Genomic DNA, 20,274 nt, shown 5'->3' with positions numbered 1-20,274 from the left:
GACGAGCTGACCGCCACCGGCGTACGGGTCAGCGTGGTGGCCTGCGACATGGCCGACCGCGACCAGGTCGCCGCGCTCGTGGCCGGCCTGGACGAGGTGGCCCCGCTGACCGCCGTGCTGCACGCCGCCGGCATCACCCAGCTCACGCCGCTGGTCGACACCGACCTCGACGTGTTCGACCACGTCATGGCCGGCAAGGCCGCCGGCGCCGAGTACCTCGACGAGCTGCTCGGCGACCGGCAGCTCGACGCGTTCGTCACGTTCGCCTCGATCTCCGGCGTGTGGGGCAGCGGCGGGCAGGGCGCGTACGCGGCGGCGAACGCGTACCTCGACGCGCTCGCCGAGCAGCGCCGCGCCCGGGGCCTCACCGCCACCTCGATCTCCTGGGGCGCCTGGGCCGAGGGCGGCATGGCCACCACCGAGGAGGCACAGCGGCTGCTCAGCCGCCGCGGCCTCAACCCGATGCAGCCGGCCGCCGCGCTGCTCGCCCTGCGCCGCGCCGTCGAGCACGGCGAGAGCTGCCTGACCATCGCGGACGTCGACTGGGCGCACTTCGCCCCCGCGTACGCCTCCGCCCGGCCCCGGCCGCTGCTCGCCGACATCGCCGAGGCGCGCGAGGCCCTGTCCGCCCGCCCCGCCGACGGCGTCACCGACTCCGCCGCCGAGCTGCGCCAACGACTGCTCGCCCTGCCCCGCGCCGAACGGGACCGCCAGCTCACCGACCTGGTCCGCGACCACGCCGCCGCCGTGCTCGGCCACGCCGGCACCGACGCCGTGCGGCCGAAGCGGGCGTTCAAGGAGCTGGGCTTCGACTCGCTGACCGCCGTCGAGCTGCGCAACCAGCTCACCGGCGCGACCGGGCTGGCCCTGCCCACCACCCTGATCTTCGACTACCCCAACCCGGCCACCCTGGCGGGGCACCTGGCGTCCCTGCTGCGGCTGGACGACGCCGAGGCCGCCCCCGCCGGGACGCCCGCCACGCCCGCCGGCGCCGCCCTCGCCGACGAGCCGGTCGCCATCGTCGGGATGAGCTGCCGCTACCCGGGCGGGGTCAGCGATCCCGACGGGCTGTGGGAACTGGTCGCGCAGGGCCGCGACGGCATCACCGAGTTCCGCGCCGACCGGCACTGGGACCTCGACCGGCTACTCGCCGCCGACCCCGAGGCGTCCGGCCGCTCGCACACCCGGCACGGCGGGTTCATCGACCGGGCCACCGACTTCGACCCGGTCTTCTTCGGCATCTCGCCCCGCGAGGCGCTGGCCATGGACCCGCAGCAGCGGCTGCTGCTGGAGGCCACCTGGGAGGCGTTCGAGCAGGCCGGCGTCACGCCCGACTCGCTGCACGGCACCGCCACCGGCGTCTTCGTCGGCGCGTCCCCGTCCGGCTACGGCACCGGCGACGAGACCCCCGACCTGGACGGCTACCGGCTCACCGGCGGCGCGCACAGCGTCATCTCCGGGCGGGTCGCGTACACGTTCGGCCTGGAGGGGCCGGCCGTCACCGTGGACACCGCCTGCTCGTCGTCGCTGGTGGCGCTGCACCTGGCCGTGCAGTCGCTGCGGCAGGGCGAGTGCGAGCTGGCGTTGGCCGGCGGCGTGAACGTGATGGTCACCCCGGGCGCGTTCGTCGAGTTCACCCGGCAGGGCGGCCTCGCCGCCGACGGCCGCTGCCGCTCCTTCGCCGCCGCCGCCGACGGCACCGGCTGGGGCGAGGGCGTCGGCGTGCTGCTGGTCGAGCGGCTCTCCGACGCCCGGCGCAACGGCCACCGCGTCCTCGCCGTGATCCGGGGCAGCGCCGTCAACCAGGACGGCGCGTCCAACGGGCTGACCGCGCCGAACGGGCCGTCGCAGCAGCGGGTGATCCGGGCCGCGCTCGCCAACGCCGGGCTCAGCACCGCCGACGTGGACGCCGTCGAGGCCCACGGCACCGCCACCACCCTGGGCGACCCGATCGAGGCGCAGGCGCTGCTCGCCACGTACGGGCAGGACCGGGACGGTCGGGAGCCGCTGTGGCTGGGCTCCATCAAGTCGAACATCGGCCACACCCAGGCCGCCGCCGGCGTCGCCGGTGTGATCAAGATGGTGCAGGCGCTGCGGCACGGCGTCCTGCCCCGCACCCTGCACGTCGATGAGCCCACCCCGCACGTCGACTGGTCGGCCGGCGCCGTCGAACTGCTGACCGAGGCCCGGCCCTGGCCGGAGACCGGCCGGCCCCGCCGCGCCGCCGTGTCCTCGTTCGGGGTCAGCGGCACCAACGCGCACGTCATCGTCGAGGAGCCGCCGGCAGAGATCGTCGACGGCGAGGTGGTCGAGCCCGCCGCGCCGCCGCTGGTGCCGGTGCTGCTCTCCGCCCGCGGTGACGGCCTCGCCCGGCAGGCCCACCGCTGGGCCGACCGGTTCGCCGCGCCCGACCGGCCGCGGCTGGTCGACGCCGGCTGGACGTCCCTGACGGCCCGCGCGGCACTGGAGCACCGGGCCGTGCTGCTCGTCGCCGACCACGACGAGCTGACCGCCGGGCTGCGAGCCCTCGCCGCCGGCGAGCCCACCGACGCCGTCGTCACCGGTTGCGCCGCCGACCGGGGCCCTGTCGCGATCCTCTTCTCCGGGCAGGGCGCGCAGCGCGCCGGGATGGGCCGGGAGTTGTACAGGGCCTTCCCGGTGTTCGCGTCGGCGTTGGACGAGGTGTGCGCCCACCTGGACCCGCTGCTGCCGCAGCCGCTTCGGGAAGTCCTTTTCGCCGAGGCGCGCGCGGCCGAGGCCGAGCTGCTGGACCAGACGGTGTTCACGCAGGCCGGGCTGTTCGCGGTCGAGGTGGCGTTGTTCCGCCTGGTGGAGTCGTTCGGCGTGGTGCCGGACTTCGTGGGTGGGCATTCGGTCGGTGAGATCACGGCCGCGTACGTGGCCGGGGTGCTGTCTCTGGTCGATGCGTGCGCGCTGGTCGCTGCCCGGGGTCGGTTGATGCAGGCGTTGCCGGCCGGTGGCGGGATGTTGGCGGTGAACGCGGCCGAGGCCGAGGTGCTGGCCACGCTGGACGGGTTGGCCGACCGGGTGGGGATCGCCGCCGTGAACGGCCCGACGTCCGTGGTGGTGTCCGGGGCGGTCGACGCGCTCGACGAGGTGGAGCACGTCTGGCAGGCGCGTGGCGTCCGGACGCGCCGGTTGACCGTGAGTCACGCGTTCCACAGCCCGCTGATGGAGCCGATGCTCGCCGAGTTCCGCGCGGTGCTGGACGGGCTGACGTTCTCCGCGCCGCTCGTGCCGGTCGTGTCGAACCTGACCGGGGCGCTCGCCGACCCGCAGGAGCTGACCCGCGCCGACTACTGGGTGCGCCACGTCCGCGAGGCCGTCCGCTTCGCCGACGGGGTCGCCGCCCTGCGCGCCGCCGGCGTGGACACGTTCGTCGAGGTAGGGCCCGGCCCGGTCCTCACCGCGCTGGTCCGCGAGGCCCTGTCCGGGGACGACGCCGTCGTGGCCGTGCCGACCCAGCGCCGGGACCGCCCCGAGCCGCGCGCCCTGCTCACCGGCCTGGCGGAACTCTTCGCCGCCGGCGGTGCCGTCGACTGGGCCCCGGTCTTCGCCGACGCCGCCGCCACCCGCGTGGACCTGCCCACGTACGCCTTCGCCGAGGAGCGGTACTGGCTCCGCCCCGCCGGCCGCGCCTCGGACGTCTCCGGTGCCGGCCTCGGCGCCGCCCGCCACCCGCTGCTCGCCGCCGCCGTCCGGCTGGCCGGCGAGGACGCGGCCGTGCTCACCGGCCGGCTGTCGGTTGCGGCCCAGCCGTGGCTGGCCGACCACGTGGTGGCCGGCGCGGTGATCGTCCCCGGCACCGCCCTCGTCGAGCTGGCGCTGCGGGCCGGCGACGAGTTCGGCCCCTGCCGGGTACGGGAGCTGACCATCGCCGCGCCGCTGGTGCTCCCCGCCCAGGGCGGGGTGCGGGTGCAGGTCCGGGTCGGCCCGCGCGACGGCGCCGGCTGGCGGGCCGTCGCCGTGCACTCCCAGCCCGACCACGACCCCGACGGCGACTGGGTGCAACACGCCGAGGGCGTGCTCACCGCCGTCGACCCGACCGACGACGCCGGCCTCGGTGCGTGGCCCCCGGCGCACGCCGTCGAGGCCGACCTCGCCGGCTGGTACGACGCCCTCGCCGGGCACGGCATGACGTACGGGCCGGCGTTCCAGGGCCTGCGGCGGGCCTGGACGGCCGGCGACGACACCGTCTACGCCGAGGTGGCCCTGCCCGCGACCGGGCCCGACGGGGTCGCCGGGTTCGGCGTGCACCCCGCCCTGCTCGACGCCGCCCTGCACCCCACCGCCCTGCTGCCGGGCGACGGCACCACCGGCCCCAAGGCGCCCTTCGCGTTCGAGGGCATCCAGGTGCACGCCGTCGGCGCGGACACCCTGCGGATCCGGCTGACCCGGGCCGGCGCGGCGGTGCGGCTGCTCGCCGTGGACGACACCGACCAGCCCGTGGTGTCGATCGACTCCCTCGTGCTGCGCGAGATGACCGGCGTCGACCCGTCGGCGGCCACCCTGGCCGCCCGTTCGCTGTTCCGGGTCGCCTGGCAGGCCGAGCCGCTCACCCCCGGTCCCACGCCCACCGCCGCCCTGCTGGGCGCGGCCACCCCCGCCCTGCCCGGCGCGTCCGCGTACCCGGGCGTCGCCGAACTGGTCGCCGCCGGCGACGTACCCCCGCTGGTGCTGCTGCCCGTGCCCGCGTCACCGGCCGGCCTGCCGGCCGGTGAGCTACCGGCCGCCGTCCGGACGGCCACCGCCGGCGTGCTCGCCGAGGTGCAGGCGTGGCTGGCCGCCGACGCCGACGCCCGGCTCGTGGTGGTCACCCGCGACGCGGTGCGGGCCACCGACGCCGACCCGGCCGGCAACCTGGCCGGCGCGGCCGTGTGGGGCCTCGTCCGCTCCGCCCAGTCCGAGCATCCCGGCCGGATCGTCCTGGCCGACCTCGACCGGGACCTCGACGAACCCGCCGTCGCGCTGCTCGCGGCCGCCGCCGACGACCCGGCCGCGGCGCAGCTCGCGGTCCGCGGCGACGCGGCCCTCACCCCCCGGCTGGTACGCGCCGACGCCCCGCCCGAGGCCGCCCCGCGCACCCGCGGCGGCACCGTCCTCGTCACCGGCGGCACCGGCGCGCTCGGCGGCCTGCTCGCCCGGCACCTGGTCACCGAGTGGGGAGTGGACTCCCTCGCCCTGGTCAGCCGGCGCGGCCCCGACGCCGACGGCGCGGCCGAGCTGGCCGACGAGCTGACCGCCCTCGGCGCCCGCGTCCGGGTGCTCGCCTGCGACGTCACCGACCCCGACGCCGTGCGCGCCCTCGTCGCGCGGCTCACCGACGGCGAACGCCTCGCCGGGGTGGTGCACACCGCCGGCGTCCTCGACGACGCCGTCGTGAGCGGCATCGACGCGGACCGGCTGGCCCGGGTGCTCGCCCCGAAGGTCGACGCCGGTTGGTGGCTGCACGAGGCCACCGCCCACCTCGACCTCGACCTGTTCGTCGCGTTCTCCTCGATCGCCGGGGTGCTCGGCTCGCCCGGCCAGGGCGCGTACGCGGCGGCGAACGCCTTCCTCGACGCCCTCGCCGCCCACCGGCGCGACCGGGGGCTGCCCGGCCACTCCCTGGCCTGGGGCATGTGGGACACCGACGGCATGGCGGCCGGCCTCAGCGCCACCGACCGGTCCCGGGTGTCCCGCGCCGGCCTCGGCCTGATCACCGCCCCGGTCGGCGTGGCGCTGTTCGACGCGGCGGTCGCCGCCGCCGACGCCGCCCTCGTACCGGCCGTGGTCGACGTGCCCGCCATGCGGGCGGCGGCCACCGCCGCCGGCGTACCGCCGATGCTGCGCGCCCTCGTCGGCACCGCGACCGCCCGGCGGCAGGCCGGCGGCGGCGCAGCCGGCGGCTGGGCCCAGCGGCTCGCGGCGCTCGCCCCCGACGAGGCCCGCGCCCAGGTCGACCTGCTGGTCCGGGGCCTGGTGGCGCAGGTGCTCGGCCACGGTGGTGCGGAGGCGGTGCCGGCGGACCGGGCGTTCCGGGAGTTGGGCTTCGACTCGCTGACCGCCGTGGACCTGCGCAACCGGGTCAACGCGGCCACCGGGCTGCGGCTGGCCTCCACGCTGGTGTTCGACTACCCGACGCCCGCCGCGCTCGCGGCGCACGTGCACGAGCAGCTCACCGGCGAGATCGCGGCCCGCCCCGACGCGGTGGCCGCCACCGGCGTGGACGAGCCGATCGCCATCGTCGGCATGGCCTGCCGCTATCCCGGCGGCGTGGCGAGCCCCGAGCAGCTCTGGGAGCTGCTGGCCGCCGGCGGCGACGGCATCGGCGAGTTCCCCACCGACCGGGGCTGGGACCTCGACGCCCTCTTCCACCCCGACCCCGACCACGCCGGCACCTCGTACGCCCGGCACGGTGGCTTCCTCGCCGGGGCGGCCGAGTTCGACCCGGCGTTCTTCGGGATCTCGCCGCGCGAGGCGGTCGCGATGGACCCGCAGCAGCGGCTGCTGCTGGAGGCGTCCTGGGAGACGTTCGAGTCCGCCGGCCTGGACCCGGCGCGGGTGCGGGGCAGCCGTACGGGCGTGTTCGCCGGCCTGATGTACCACGACTACGCCTCGCAGGTGCAGGAGCTGCCCGAGGGCCTGGAGGGCTACATCGGCACCGGCAACTCCGGCAGCGTCGTGTCCGGGCGGGTGGCGTACACGTTCGGCCTGGAGGGGCCGGCGGTCACTGTGGACACCGCCTGCTCGTCGTCGCTGGTGGCGCTGCACCTGGCCGTGCAGGCGCTGCGGTCGGGGGAGTGCGACCTGGCCCTGGCCGGCGGCGTGACCGTGATGGCGACGCCGGGGACGTTCATCGAGTTCTCCCGCCAGCGCGGGCTCGCCGCCGACGGGCGGTGCAAGTCGTTCGCCGCGACGGCGGACGGCACGGGCTGGTCGGAGGGCGTGGGCATGCTGCTCGTGCAGCGGCTCTCCGACGCCCGGCGGGAGGGCCGGCGCATCCTGGCGGTCGTGCGCGGGACCGCCGTGAACCAGGACGGCGCGTCCAACGGGCTGACCGCCCCGAACGGGCCGTCGCAGCAGCGGGTGATCCGCCAGGCCCTGGCCAACGCCCACCTGACCACGCTCGACGTCGACGCGGTCGAGGCGCACGGCACGGGCACCACGCTGGGCGACCCGATCGAGGCGCAGGCGCTGCTCGCCACGTACGGCCAGGACCGCGACGGCCGGGAACCACTGTGGCTCGGCTCGATCAAGTCGAACATCGGGCACACCCAGGCGGCGGCCGGGGCGGCCGGCATCATCAAGATGATCATGGCGATGCGGCACGGCGTCCTGCCCCGCACCCTGCACGTCGACGAGCCGTCCCCGCACATCGACTGGACCGCGGGCGCGGTCGAGCTGCTCACCGAGTCCCGGCCGTGGCCGGCGACCGGCCGGCCGCGCCGGGCCGCCGTGTCCTCGTTCGGGGTCAGCGGCACCAACGCCCACGTCGTCATCGAGCAACCACCCGCCGACACCCGGCCCGACCCGGCCGGGGCGGCGCCCGACCCGGCCCGCCCCGCCCCGGTGCTGCTCTCCGCCCGCTCCGACGCCGCGCTCGCCGCGCAGGCCGACCGCTGGGCTGGCTGGCTCGCCGCCGACGAGACCCGGCGCCCGGTCGACGTCGGCTGGTCGTCCGTGGTCAGCCGCGCCGTCCTGGAACACCGTGCCGTGGTCACCGCCGGCGACCGGGACGAGTTGCTGGCCGGGCTGCGCGCCCTCGCCGCCGGCTCCCCGGCCGCCGGGGTCGTCACCGGTACGGGGGCCGCGCGCGGCCGGCTCGCCGTCCTCTTCTCCGGGCAGGGCGCGCAGCGCGCCGGGATGGGCCGGGAGTTGTACGGGGCGTTCCCGGTGTTCGCGTCGGCGTTGGACGAGGTGTGCGGGCACCTGGAACCGCTGCTGCCGCAGCCGCTTCGTGAGGTGCTGTTCGCTCCCGACGGCTCGGCCGAGGCGGAGCTGCTGGACCAGACCGTTTTCACCCAGGCCGCGCTGTTCGCGGTCGAGGTGGCGTTGTTCCGCCTGGTGGAGTCGTTCGGCGTGGTGCCGGACTTCGTGGGTGGGCATTCGGTCGGTGAGATCACGGCCGCGTACGTGGCCGGGGTGCTGTCCCTTGGGGATGCGTGTGCGCTGGTGGCCGCCAGGGGTCGGTTGATGCAGGCGTTGCCGGCCGGTGGTGGGATGCTGGCCGTGGCCGCGCCGGAGGCCGAGGTGCTGGCGTCTCTGGACGGGCTGACCGACCGGCTGGGCGTCGCGGCGGTGAACGGCCCGACCTCGGTGGTGGTGTCCGGGGCGGTCGACGCGCTCGACGAGGTGGAGGCCGTCTGGCAGGGCCGCGGCGTGCGGACGCGCCGACTGCGGGTCAGTCACGCGTTCCACAGTCCGCTGATGGAGCCGATGCTCGCCGAGTTCCGGACGGTCCTCGACGGGCTGACGTTCCGGGCGCCGCTGGTGCCCGTCGTGTCGAACCTGACCGGGACGCTCGCCGGCCCGCAGGAGCTGACCCACGCCGACTACTGGGTCCGGCACGTCCGCGAGGCCGTCCGATACGCCGACGGCGTTGCCGCCCTCCGGGACGCCGGCGCGGGCACGTACCTGGAGATCGGCCCGCAGAGCGTCCTCACCGCCCTGAACGCCGACCTGCTCGCCGAGGACGCCCTGGCCCTCGCCACGCAGCGGCGGGACCGCGCCGACGGGCAGGCGCTGCTGCACGCCCTGGCCGAGCTGCACGTCAACGGCGTCCCCGTCACCTGGACCCAGTGGTACGCCGGAACGGACCCGCAGCGCGTCGACCTGCCGACGTACGCGTTCCAGCACGAGCGCTACTGGCTCGGCATCGGCCGGGCCCGGGCGGGCGACGTCACCGGCGCGGGGCTGGGCGTCGCCGGGCACCCGCTGCTCGGCGCGGCGGTCACCGTCGCCGGCGAGGACATGGTGGTCCTGACCGGCCGGCTGTCGGTCGCCACGCACCCGTGGCTCGCCGATCACGTCGTCTCCGGCGCGGTCGTCGTGCCCGGCACCGCCCTCGTCGAGCTGGCCGTCCGGGCGGGCGACGAGGTAGGCGCCTCCCGCGTACGGGAGCTGACCATCGCGGCGCCGCTGGTGCTGCCCGAGACCGGCGGGGTGCGGGTGCAGGTGCGCGTCGGCGCCGCCGACGAGGCGGGCAGCCGGGGCGTGGCCGTCCACTCGCAGTCCGACGGCGACCCGGAGGCTGACTGGATCCGGCACGCGGAGGGCGTGCTGGACCCGGCGTCGGCCGACGAGCCGACGCTCGGCGCCTGGCCGCCCGTCGGGCTCACCGAGGCGGACCTGGCCGGCTGGTATCCGGGGCTCGCCGAGCACGGCCTCTCCTACGGGCCGGTGTTCCAGGGACTGCGCCGGCTGTGGACCGGCGACGGCGAGGTCTACGCCGAGGTCGCGCTGCCGGACGAGGCGACCGGCGAGGCCGCCCGGTTCGGCGTCCACCCCGCGCTGCTCGATGCCGCGCTGCACCCCGTCGGGCTGCTGCTCGCCGAGGAGACCGGCGGGCCGCGCGTACCGTTCGCGTTCGAGGGCGTGCAGGTGCACGCCACCGGGGCGCGCGTCCTGCGCGTACGGCTCACCCGGGCCGGCACCTCCGCGCGCCTGGTCGCGGTGGACGAGTCCGGCGCACCGGTCGTGTCCGTCGACTCCCTCGTCCTGCGGGAGATGACGGCCGTGGCCGCCCCCGGCACGGCGGCCCGGTCGCTGTTCACCCTCGCGTGGCAGCCCGAGGACGTCACCCCGGCCGACGACGTGTCCGGCTGGGCGCTGCTCTCCGGTGACCTGCCGGCCGGCGGTGTGGACCTGCCGGCGTTCCCGGCCGTCGAGGCGCTGACCGAGGCGGTCGGCGCGGGCCGGACCGAGGCGCCGCGCGCACTGCTGCTGCCGCTGCCCGCCGCCGCCGAGGCGCCCGTGCCGGACGCCGTCCGCACGGTCACCGCCGACGTCCTGGCCGCCGTGCAGACCTGGCTGGCGGCCGACGCGCTCGCCGACACGACCCTCGTCGTGGCGACCCGGGGGGCCGTGGCCGCCCGTGACGGGGACCGGGTGACCGACCTCGCGGGTGCCGCCGCATGGGGCCTGCTGCGCTCGGCGCAGACCGAGCACCCGGGCCGCATCGTCCTGGCCGACGTCGACGGCGACCTGGACGCGGGCATCCTGGCCCTGCTGGCCCGGGTCGCCGCCGATCCGGCCGTGACGGGCGGCCAGGTGGCCGTCCGCGACGGTCGGGTGTTCGTGCCACGGCTGGTGCGGGCGTCGGCTGGGGCCGCGCCGGCTCTGGGTGGGGGCACGGTGCTGGTGACCGGTGGTACGGGTGCGTTGGGTGCGCTCGTGGCGGAGCACCTGGTCACGGCGTACGGGGTGGGGTCGCTGGTGCTGGTGTCGCGGCAGGGTCCGGCTGCTGCGGGTGCGGGCGCGCTCGTGGAGCGGCTGTCGGGTCTGGGTGCGTCGGCGCGGGTGGTGGCGTGCGACGTGACGGACCGGGAGCAGGTGGCCGCCCTGGTGGCCGGCGTCCCGGGCCGGCTGGCCGGCGTGGTGCACACGGCCGGCGTACTGGACGACGGGGTGGTCTCGTCGATCACGGCGGACCGGCTGGCGGGTGTGCTGGCGCCGAAGGTGTCGGCGGGCTGGTTGCTGCACGAGGCGACGGCGGGTCTGGACCTGGATCTGTTCGTGGTCTTCTCCTCGGCTGCGGGCGTTCTCGGTTCGCCGGGTCAGGCGGCGTACGCGGCGGGCAACGCGTTCCTGGATGCGCTCGCGGCGTACCGGCGGCAGGCGGGTCTGCCGGCGGTCAGTCTGGCGTGGGGCATGTGGGACACCGATGGCATGGCGGCGTCGGTGTCGGAGGCGGATCGGGTCCGGTCGGCGCGGGCCGGCCTGACGCCGATGAGCGTCGAGGTCGGGTTGGAGCTGTTCGACGCCGCGCTGGGCGCGGGCCTGCCGGCACTCGTGCCGGCAGCGCTGGACGTACCCGCGATGCGGGCCGCCCTCGGCGGCGGCCAGGCGCCGGCGGTGCTGCGCGCCCTGGTCGGCACGACGGTCACCCGCCGGCAGGCCGGCAGCGGCGGCGACTGGGCCGACCAGCTCGCCGGAATGGACCCCGACGCGGCCCGCGCCCAGCTCGACCTGCTGGTCCGGGGGCTGGTCGCCCAGGTGCTCGGCCACGGCGGGGCGGAGGCGGTGCCGGCGGACCGGGCGTTCCGGGAGTTGGGTTTCGACTCGCTGACGGCGGTGGATCTGCGGAATCGGGTCAACGCGGCCACCGGGCTGCGGTTGGCGTCGACGTTGGTGTTCGACTACCCGACTCCGGCCGTGCTCGCCGAGCACCTGTACGAGCAGGTTTCCGGCCAGCTCGGTGTGCGGCGGTCGGCCGTGCGGGCCGTTGCCGCCGACGAGCCGATCGCGATCGTCGGCATGGCCTGCCGGTACCCGGGCGGGGTCGACAGCCCCGACCAGCTGTGGGAGCTGCTGGCCGCCGGCGGGGACGGCGTCTCCGAGTTCCCCACCGACCGGGGTTGGGACCTCGACGGCCTCTTCGACCCCGACCCGGACCGCCGCGGCACGTCGTACACCCGGCACGGCGGCTTCCTCGCCGGGGCGGCCGAGTTCGACCCGGCGTTCTTCGGGATCTCGCCGCGCGAGGCGGTCGCCATGGACCCGCAGCAGCGGCTGCTGCTGGAGGCGTCGTGGGAGACGTTCGAGTCCGCCGGCCTGGACCCGCAGGGGCTGCGGGGCAGCCGTACGGGCGTGTTCGCCGGCGTGATGTACCACGACTACGCCTCACGGCTGGCCGACCTTCCCCCGGACGCCGAAGGCTACGTCGGCACCGGCACCTCGGGCAGCGTGCTGTCGGGACGGGTGGCGTACACGTTCGGGCTCGAAGGGCCGGCGGTCACGGTCGACACTGCGTGCTCGTCGTCGCTGGTCGCGTTGCACCTCGCGGCGCAGGCGCTGCGGTCGGGGGAGTGCGACCTCGCCCTGGCCGGTGGTGTGACCGTGATGGCCACGCCGGGGACGTTCGTCGAGTTCTCGCGGCAGCGGGGTCTGTCGGCTGATGGGCGGTGCAAGTCGTTCGCGGCGTCGGCGGACGGCACCGGTTGGGGTGAGGGCGTGGGCATGCTGCTGGTGGAGCGGCTGTCGGACGCTCGCCGTAACGGCCACCGGGTTCTCGCGGTGGTGCGGGGTAGCGCGGTGAACCAGGACGGGGCGTCGAACGGGTTGACGGCGCCGAACGGTCCGTCGCAGCAGCGGGTGATCCGGCAGGCTCTGGCGAACGCCGGTTTGTCCACGTCTGACGTGGACGCGGTGGAGGCGCACGGCACGGGCACCACCCTCGGTGACCCGATCGAGGCGCAGGCGTTGCTGGCCACCTATGGGCAGGACCGGCCGGGTGACCGGCCGTTGCTGCTGGGGTCGATCAAGTCGAACATCGGGCACACGCAGGCCGCGGCTGGTGTGGCGGGTGTGATCAAGATGGTCCTCGCGATGCGGCACGGCCTCGTGCCGCCGACGTTGCATGTGGATGAGCCGTCGCCGCACATCGACTGGGCGGCCGGGGCGGTCGCGTTGGCGACGGAGGCCACCCCGTGGCCGGTCGTGGACCGGCCGCGTCGGGCGGCGGTGTCGTCGTTCGGGATCTCCGGGACGAACGCGCATGTGATCGTCGAGCAGCCGCCGGTCGAGGTGGTCGAGGGCGAGGTCGTGGAGCGTCGGGTGCCGGCGGTGGTGCCGGTGCTGTTGTCGGCGCGGACCGACGCGGCGCTCGCCGGGCAGGCGGGTCGGTGGGCGCGCTGGTTGGCGGGGGACGAAACGCTGCGTCCGTTGGATGTGGCGTGGTCGTCGGTGACGACGCGGCCGGCGTTGGAGCAGCGGGCGGTGGTGACCGCCGCCGACCGCGACGACCTGCTCGCGGCGCTGACGGCTCTTGCTGCCGGTGAGCCGTCGGGTTCGGTGCTGACCGGCGCCTCCGAACAGCGCGGGCACCTGGCCCTGCTCTTCTCCGGGCAGGGCGCGCAGCGCGCCGGGATGGGCCGAGAGCTGTACGGGGCGTTCCCCGTGTTCGCCACCGCGCTTGACGAGGTGTGCGGGCACTTGGACCCGCTGCTGCCGCAGCCGCTGAAGGCGGTGCTCTTCGCCGAGGCGGGCACGGCCGACGCGGGCCTGCTGGACCAGACAGTGTTCACCCAGGCCGGGCTGTTCGCGGTCGAGGTGGCGTTGTTCCGCCTGGTGGAGTCGTTCGGCGTGGTGCCGGACTTCGTGGGTGGGCATTCGGTCGGTGAGATCACGGCCGCGTACGTGGCCGGGGTGCTGTCCCTTGGGGATGCGTGCGCGCTGGTGGCGGCCAGGGGTCGGTTGATGCAGGCGTTGCCGGCCGGCGGCGGGATGCTGGCCGTGGCCGCGTCGGAGGCCGACGTGCTGGCCACGCTGGACGGGCTGACCGACCGGCTGGGCGTCGCGGCCGTCAACGGGCCGTACGCCGTCGTCGTCTCCGGAGCCGTCGAGGCCCTGGACGAGGTGGAGGCCGTCTGGCAGGGCCGGGGCGTGCGGACGCGCCGACTGCGGGTCAGTCACGCGTTCCACAGTCCGCTGATGGAGCCGATGCTGGCCGAGTTCCGGGCCGTCCTGGATGGTCTCGCCTTCCGGCCGCCGCTGCTGCCGGTCGTGTCGAACCTGACCGGGGCGCTGGCTGACGGCGACGAGATCCGCACGGTCGACTACTGGGTGCGGCACGTCCGGGAGGCCGTCCGGTACGCCGACGGTGTCACGGCGTTGCGGGCTGCCGGGGTGGGCACGTTCCTGGAGATCGGCCCGCAGAGCGTACTGACCGCCATGGTCGCCGACGTGCTGCCCGACGAGGCGGGCGTGCTGTCCGTCGCCGTCCAGCGCAGGGACCGGTCCGAGGTTCAGGCGCTGCTGGCGGCCCTGGCCGAGCTGCACGTCCACGACGTGCCGGTCACCTGGGCGCAGTGGTTCGCCGGGGCGGGCGCGCGCCGCGTCGACCTGCCGACGTACGCGTTCCAGCACCAGCGGTACTGGCCGGCTTCGGGCCGTCCCCGCGTCGGCGACGTGTCCGGCGCGGGACTGGGCGACGCCGGGCACCCGATGCTCGGCGCGGCCGTGGACCTGGCCGGCGACGACGAGGTGGTGCTCACCGGCCGGCTGTCCCTGGCCACGCACCCCTGGCTGGCCGACCACGCGGTGTCGGGCGTGACGCTGGTGCCGGGCACCGCGCTCGTGGAGCTTGCCGTGCGGGCCGGCGACGAGGTCGGCGCCTCCCGGCTGCGGGAGCTGACCGTCGCCGCGCCGCTGGTCGTACCCGAGACGGGGGGCGTGCGCGTCCAGGTACGGGTGGAGGCGTCCGACGGCTCCGCGCAGCGTGCCGTCGCCATCTACTCCCGACGGGACGACGACCCCGAGGCGGGCTGGATCCGTCACGCGGAAGGCGTCCTCGAAGCGTCCTCGCCGGACGAGCCGACCGTGGGCGCCTGGCCGCCGGCCGACGCGTCCGAGGTGGACCTGACCGGCTGGTACGCGACGCTCGCCGGGCACGGCCTCGCGTACGGGCCGGTGTTCCAGGGACTGCGGCGGGCCTGGACGGCCGACGGTGAGGCGTACGCCGAGGTCGCCCTGCCCGACGACGCGGCGGGCGAGGCGGTGCGCTTCGGCGTCCACCCGGCGCTGCTGGACGCCGCCCTGCACGCCGTCGGGCTCCTGCTGACCGACGAGGCGGCCGGGCCGCGGGTGCCGTTCGCGTTCGAGGGCGCGCAGGTGCACGCCTCCGGCGCCTCGGTGCTGCGGGTACGGCTGACCCGGGCCGGCTCCGGGGTGCGGCTGGTCGCCTCCGACGAGTCGGGCACGCCGGTCGTGTCCGTCGACTCCCTCGTCCTGCGCGAGATGACGGGTCTGCCCGCCCCAGGCGCGCCAGCCCGGTCGCTGTTCGAGGTGCGCTGGCAGGCCGACCCGGCCCCGGCGACCCGGCAGCCGTCCGGCTGGGCGGTCCTGACCGGCGGCGCGGACGAACTGGTGGCCCGGGCCGGGCTGCCGGCGTACGCGGACGTGGCGGCGGCGCTCGCCGCCGTCGAGGCGGGCGCGGACGCGCCGCAGGTCCTCGTGCTGCCGGTCCTCGGCGCGTCCGAGCCGGCCGGCAACCTGCCGGAGGCGGTCCGGTCGGTGACGTCGGACGTGCTGCGGGCGGTCCAGGCGTGGCTGGCCGCCGATTCCCTGGCCGGCTCGCGGCTGCTGGTGCTGACCCGGGGCGCGACGGCGGCCCGGGACGCCGACCGGGTCGGCGACCTGGCGGGCGCCGCCCTCTGGGGCCTGCTGCGGTCGGCACAGTCGGAACACCCCGGTCGGATCGTTCTCGCGGACCTCGACACCGACGTCGAGCCGACGCTGCTCACCGCGCTCGCCGGCTTCGTGGGCGAGGGCACGGACGACCAACTGGCCGTCCGGGAGGGCCGCGTCTTCGTGCCGCGCCTGGTGCGGGCGTCGGCTGGGGCCGCGCCGGCTCTGGGTGGGGGCACGGTGCTGGTGACCGGTGGTACGGGTGCGTTGGGTGCGCTCGTGGCGGAGCACCTGGTCACGGCGTACGGGGTGGGGTCGCTGGTGCTGGTGTCGCGGCAGGGCCCGGGCGCTTCGGGTGCGGGCGCGCTCGTGGAGCGGCTGTCGGGTCTGGGTGCGTCGGCGCGGGTGGTGGCGTGCGACGTGACGGACCGGGAGCAGGTGGCCGGGCTGGTGGCCGAGGTGACCTCGGCGGGCCGGCTCGCGGGCGTGGTGCACACCGCTGGCGTGCTGGACGACGGCGTCGTCGAAGGGCTGACCGCCGAGCGGCTGGCGGGTGTGCTGGCGCCGAAGGTCGCCGCCGGTTGGTGGCTGCACGAGGCCACGCGCGATCTGGATCTGGATCTGTTCGCGGTGTTCTCGTCGGTGGCGGGTGTTCTCGGCTCGCCGGGTCAGGCGGCGTACGCGGCGGGCAACGCGTTCCTGGACGCGCTCGCGGCGTACCGGCGGCAGGCGGGTCTGCCGGCGGTCAGTCTGGCGTGGGGCATGTGGGACACCGATGGCATGGCGGCGTCGGTGTCGGAGGCGGATCGGGTCCGGTCGGCGCGGGCCGGCCTGACGCCGATGAGCGTCGAGGTCGGGTTGGAGCTGTTCGACGCCGCCCTGGCCGCGGACCGGGCTGCGTTGGTGCCCACGGTGATCGACCTGCCCGCCCTGCGGGCGGCGGCCACCGGCGGGACCGTGCCGCCGATGCTGCGTACCCTCGTCGGGCCGGCCGCGACCCGCCGACAGGCGGGACAGGGCGGCGGTGGTTGGGCCGGGCGGCTCGCCGGGCTCACCGAGGACGAGGGCCGGGCACAGGTCGCGCTGCTGGTCCGGGGTCTGGTCGCCCAGGTGCTCGGCCACGGCGGGGCGGAGGCGGTGCCGGCGGACCGGGCGTTCCGGGAGTTGGGTTTCGACTCGCTGACGGCGGTGGATCTGCGGAACCGGGTCAACGCGGCCACCGGGCTGCGGTTGGCGTCGACGTTGGTGTTCGACTACCCGACTCCGGCCGTGCTCGCCGAGCACCTGTACGAGCAGGTTTCCGGCCAGCTCAGCGTGCGGCGGTCGGCCGTGCGGGCCGTCGCCGCCGACGAGCCGATCGCGATCGTCGGCATGGCCTGCCGGTACCCGGGCGGGGTCGACAGCCCCGACCAGCTGTGGGAGCTGCTGGCCGCCGGCGGGGACGGGATATCGGAGTTCCCGGCGGACCGGGGCTGGGACCTGGAGTCGTTGTTCGATCCGGACCCGAACAGCAGCGGTACGTCGTACACCCGGCAGGGCGGCTTCCTGTACGGGGCCGCCGAGTTCGACCCGGCGTTCTTCGGGATCTCGCCACGGGAGGCGCTGGCGATGGACCCGCAGCAGCGGCTGCTGCTGGAGGCGTCCTGGGAGACGTTCGAGTCCGCCGGCCTGGACCCGGCGCGGCTGCGGGGCAGCCGTACGGGCGTGTTCGCCGGCGTGATGTACCACGACTACGCGACGCGACTGATGGACCAGCCGGCCGAGGTCGAGGGCTACGTCGGCGTGGGCACGTCGGGCAGCGTGCTGTCCGGTCGGCTGGCGTACACGTTCGGCCTCGAAGGCCCGGCGGTCACGGTCGACACCGCCTGCTCGTCGTCGCTGGTCGCGTTGCACCTCGCGGCGCAGGCACTGCGCTCCGGTGAGTGCGACCTCGCCCTCGCGGGCGGCGTGACCGTGATGGCGACGCCGGGGACGTTCATCGAGTTCTCCCGCCAGCGTGGGCTGGCCCAGGACGGCCGGTGCAAGTCCTTCGCGGCCGCCGCCGACGGCACCGGTTGGTCCGAGGGCGTGGGCGTGCTGCTCGTGCAGCGGCTCTCCGACGCCCAGCGGGAGGGCCGGCGCATCCTGGCCGTCGTGCGGGGCACCGCCGTGAACCAGGACGGGGCGTCGAACGGGTTGACCGCGCCGAACGGGCCGTCGCAGCAACGGGTGATCCGCCAGGCCCTGGCCAACGCCCGCCTGACCACGCTCGACGTGGACGCGGTGGAGGCGCACGGCACCGGCACCACCCTGGGTGACCCGATCGAGGCGCAGGCGCTGCTCGCCACCTATGGGCAGGACCGGCCGGCGGACCGGCCGTTGCTGCTGGGGTCGATCAAGTCCAACATCGGGCACACGCAGGCCGCGGCTGGTGTGGCCGGTGTGATCAAGATGGTCCTCGCGATGCGGCACGGGATGGTTCCGCCGACCCTGCACGTGGACGAGCCGTCCCCGCACATCGACTGGACGGCCGGGGCGGTGGCGCTGGCGACGGAGGCGACGCCGTGGCCGGTCGTGGACCGGCCGCGTCGGGCGGCCGTGTCCTCGTTCGGGATCTCGGGCACGAACGCGCATGTGATCGTTGAGCAGCCGCCGGTCGAGGTGGTCGAGGGCGAGGTCGTGGAGCGTCGGGTGCCGCCGGTGGTGCCGGTGCTGTTGTCGGCGCGGACCGACGCGGCGCTCGCCGGGCAGGCGGGCCGGTGGGCGCGCTGGCTCGCCGCCGACGAAACGCTGCGTCCGCTGGACGTGGCGTGGTCGTCGATCACCACCCGACCGGCACTGGAACAGCGTGCCGTCGCCGTGGTGACCGACCGGGACAGCCTCCTGTCCGCGCTGCGGGCTCTCGACGGCGGAGACCCGTCCGGCGCCCTGGTCACCGGTACCAGCGGCGAACGCGGCCAGCTCGCGGTTCTCTTCTCCGGCCAGGGCGCGCAGCGCGCGGGCATGGGCCGGGAGCTGTACGGGGCGTTCCCGGTGTTCGCCTCGGCGTTGGACGAGGTGTGTGGGCACCTCGACGGGTTGCTGCCGCAGCCGCATCGTGAGGTGTTGTTCGCTCCGGAGGGCTCGCCGGAGGCGGGCCTGCTGGACCAGACCGTGTTCACCCAGGCCGGGCTGTTCGCGGTCGAGGTGGCGTTGTTCCGCCTAATGGAGTCGTTCGGCGTGGTGCCGGACTTCGTGGGTGGGCATTCGGTCGGTGAGATCACGGCCGCGTACGTGGCCGGGGTGTTCACGTTGGCTGATGCGTGTGCGTTGGTGGCGGCGCGGGGTCGGTTGATGCAGGCGTTGCCGGCCGGTGGTGGGATGCTGGCCGTGGCCGCGCCGGAGGCCGAGGTGCTGGCCACGCTGGACGGGCTGACCGACCGGCTGGGGATCGCGGCGGTGAACGGCCCGACGTCCGTGGTGGTGTCCGGGGCGGTCGACGCGCTCGACGAGGTCGAGCAGGTCTGGAAGGCGCGTGGTGTCCGGACGCGCCGGTTGACCGTGAGTCACGCGTTCCACAGTCCGCTGATGGAGCCGATGCTGGCCGAGTTCCGGGCAGTGCTGGAAGACCTGACGTTCTCGGCGCCGCTGCTGCCGGTCGTGTCGAACCTGACCGGGGCGCTGGCTGACGGCGACGAGATCCGCACGGTCGACTACTGGGTGCGGCACGTCCGGGAGGCCGTCCGGTACGCCGACGGTGTCACGGCGTTGCGGGCTGCCAGGGTGGGCACGTTCCTGGAGATCGGTCCGCAGAGTGTGCTGACCGCGATGACGGCGGACGTGCTGCCCGGCGACGAGACCGCGCTCGCCGTCGCCGTCCAGCGCAGGGACCGGCCCGAGACCCACGCGCTGCTGGCCGCCCTCGGCGAGCTGCACGTCCACGGCGTACCGGTCACCTGGACGCAGTGGTTCGCCGATTCCGGCGCCCGCCGCGTCGACCTGCCGACGTACGCGTTCCAGCACCAGCGGTACTGGCCGGAGGCGGCACCGCGACCGCAGGCCGCCCCCGAGAACGGCGACGCCGAGTTCTGGGCCGCCGTCGAGAGCGGCGACCTCGCCGCCCTCGCCGGCCAGCTCGGCGACGACGCCGTGGACGCCCTCACCCCGGCCCTGCCCGTGCTCTCCACGTGGCGTCGCGGCCGGGACCGGGGAACGGCGCTGGACGGTTGGTCGTACCGGATCGGGTGGGAACCGGTGCGGCCGGCCCCCGCCTCGGGGCTCTCCGGCCGGTGGCTGGTCGCCACGGTAGGTGGCGGCGCCGACGCGGGCGTGGCGAAGACACTCGCCGAGGCCGGCGCGCGGGTGGACACGGTGACCGTGTCGTCCACCCTCGGCCGGCGGGAGCTGGGCGAGCGGCTGCGCCCGATCAGTGGCGAGGGCTGGGCCGGGGTGCTGTGCGTCCTGCCCCGGCAGGACCGGCCGCTCGCGAACGGGTCGGCCGTCCCCGCGGGTACGGCCGGGCTGCTCACCCTCATCCAGGCGCTGACCGACACCGGCCTGCCCGGACGGGTGTGGGCGCTCAGCCGTGCCGCCCTGCCGGTCACGGCCGGCGAACCGGGCGGCGACGTGTGGGCGGCGCTGACCTGGGGCCTCGGCCGGGCAGTGGCCCTGGAACAGCCCGACCGCTGGGGCGGGCTGATCGACCTGCCCGCCCGCGCCGACCGGGGCACCCGGGCCGCGCTCGTCGCGGTCCTCGCCGACGGCGCCCTCGACCAGGTGGCGGTGCGCCGCAACGGCGTGTTCGGCCGGCGGCTGCTGCCGTCCGTCCCGCCCTCCGGAGCGGGCTGGCGGCCGCGCGGGACGGTGCTGGTCACCGGCGGCACGGGCGCGCTGGGCCGGCACGTGGCCCGGTGGCTGCTGGCCAACGGCGCCGCCGAGGTGGTGCTCGCCTCCCGGCGCGGCCCGGAC

At 76.1% G+C, this 20,274-nt stretch carries 1 protein-coding gene; it reads left to right on the top strand.

Annotated elements, in window-relative coordinates:
* A partial coding sequence (locus tag AB0L34_RS25250; RefSeq protein WP_363707146.1) for a type I polyketide synthase occupies positions 1-20,274 on the top strand: 20,274 nt, incomplete at both ends.

The sequence above is a fragment of the Micromonospora sp. NPDC052213 genome, from assembly GCF_040679695.1.
Taxonomy (GTDB): Bacteria; Actinomycetota; Actinomycetes; order Mycobacteriales; family Micromonosporaceae; genus Micromonospora.
The sequence above is the reverse complement of the archived record's forward strand: the minus strand, read 5'-3'. Positions and strand labels throughout refer to the sequence as shown.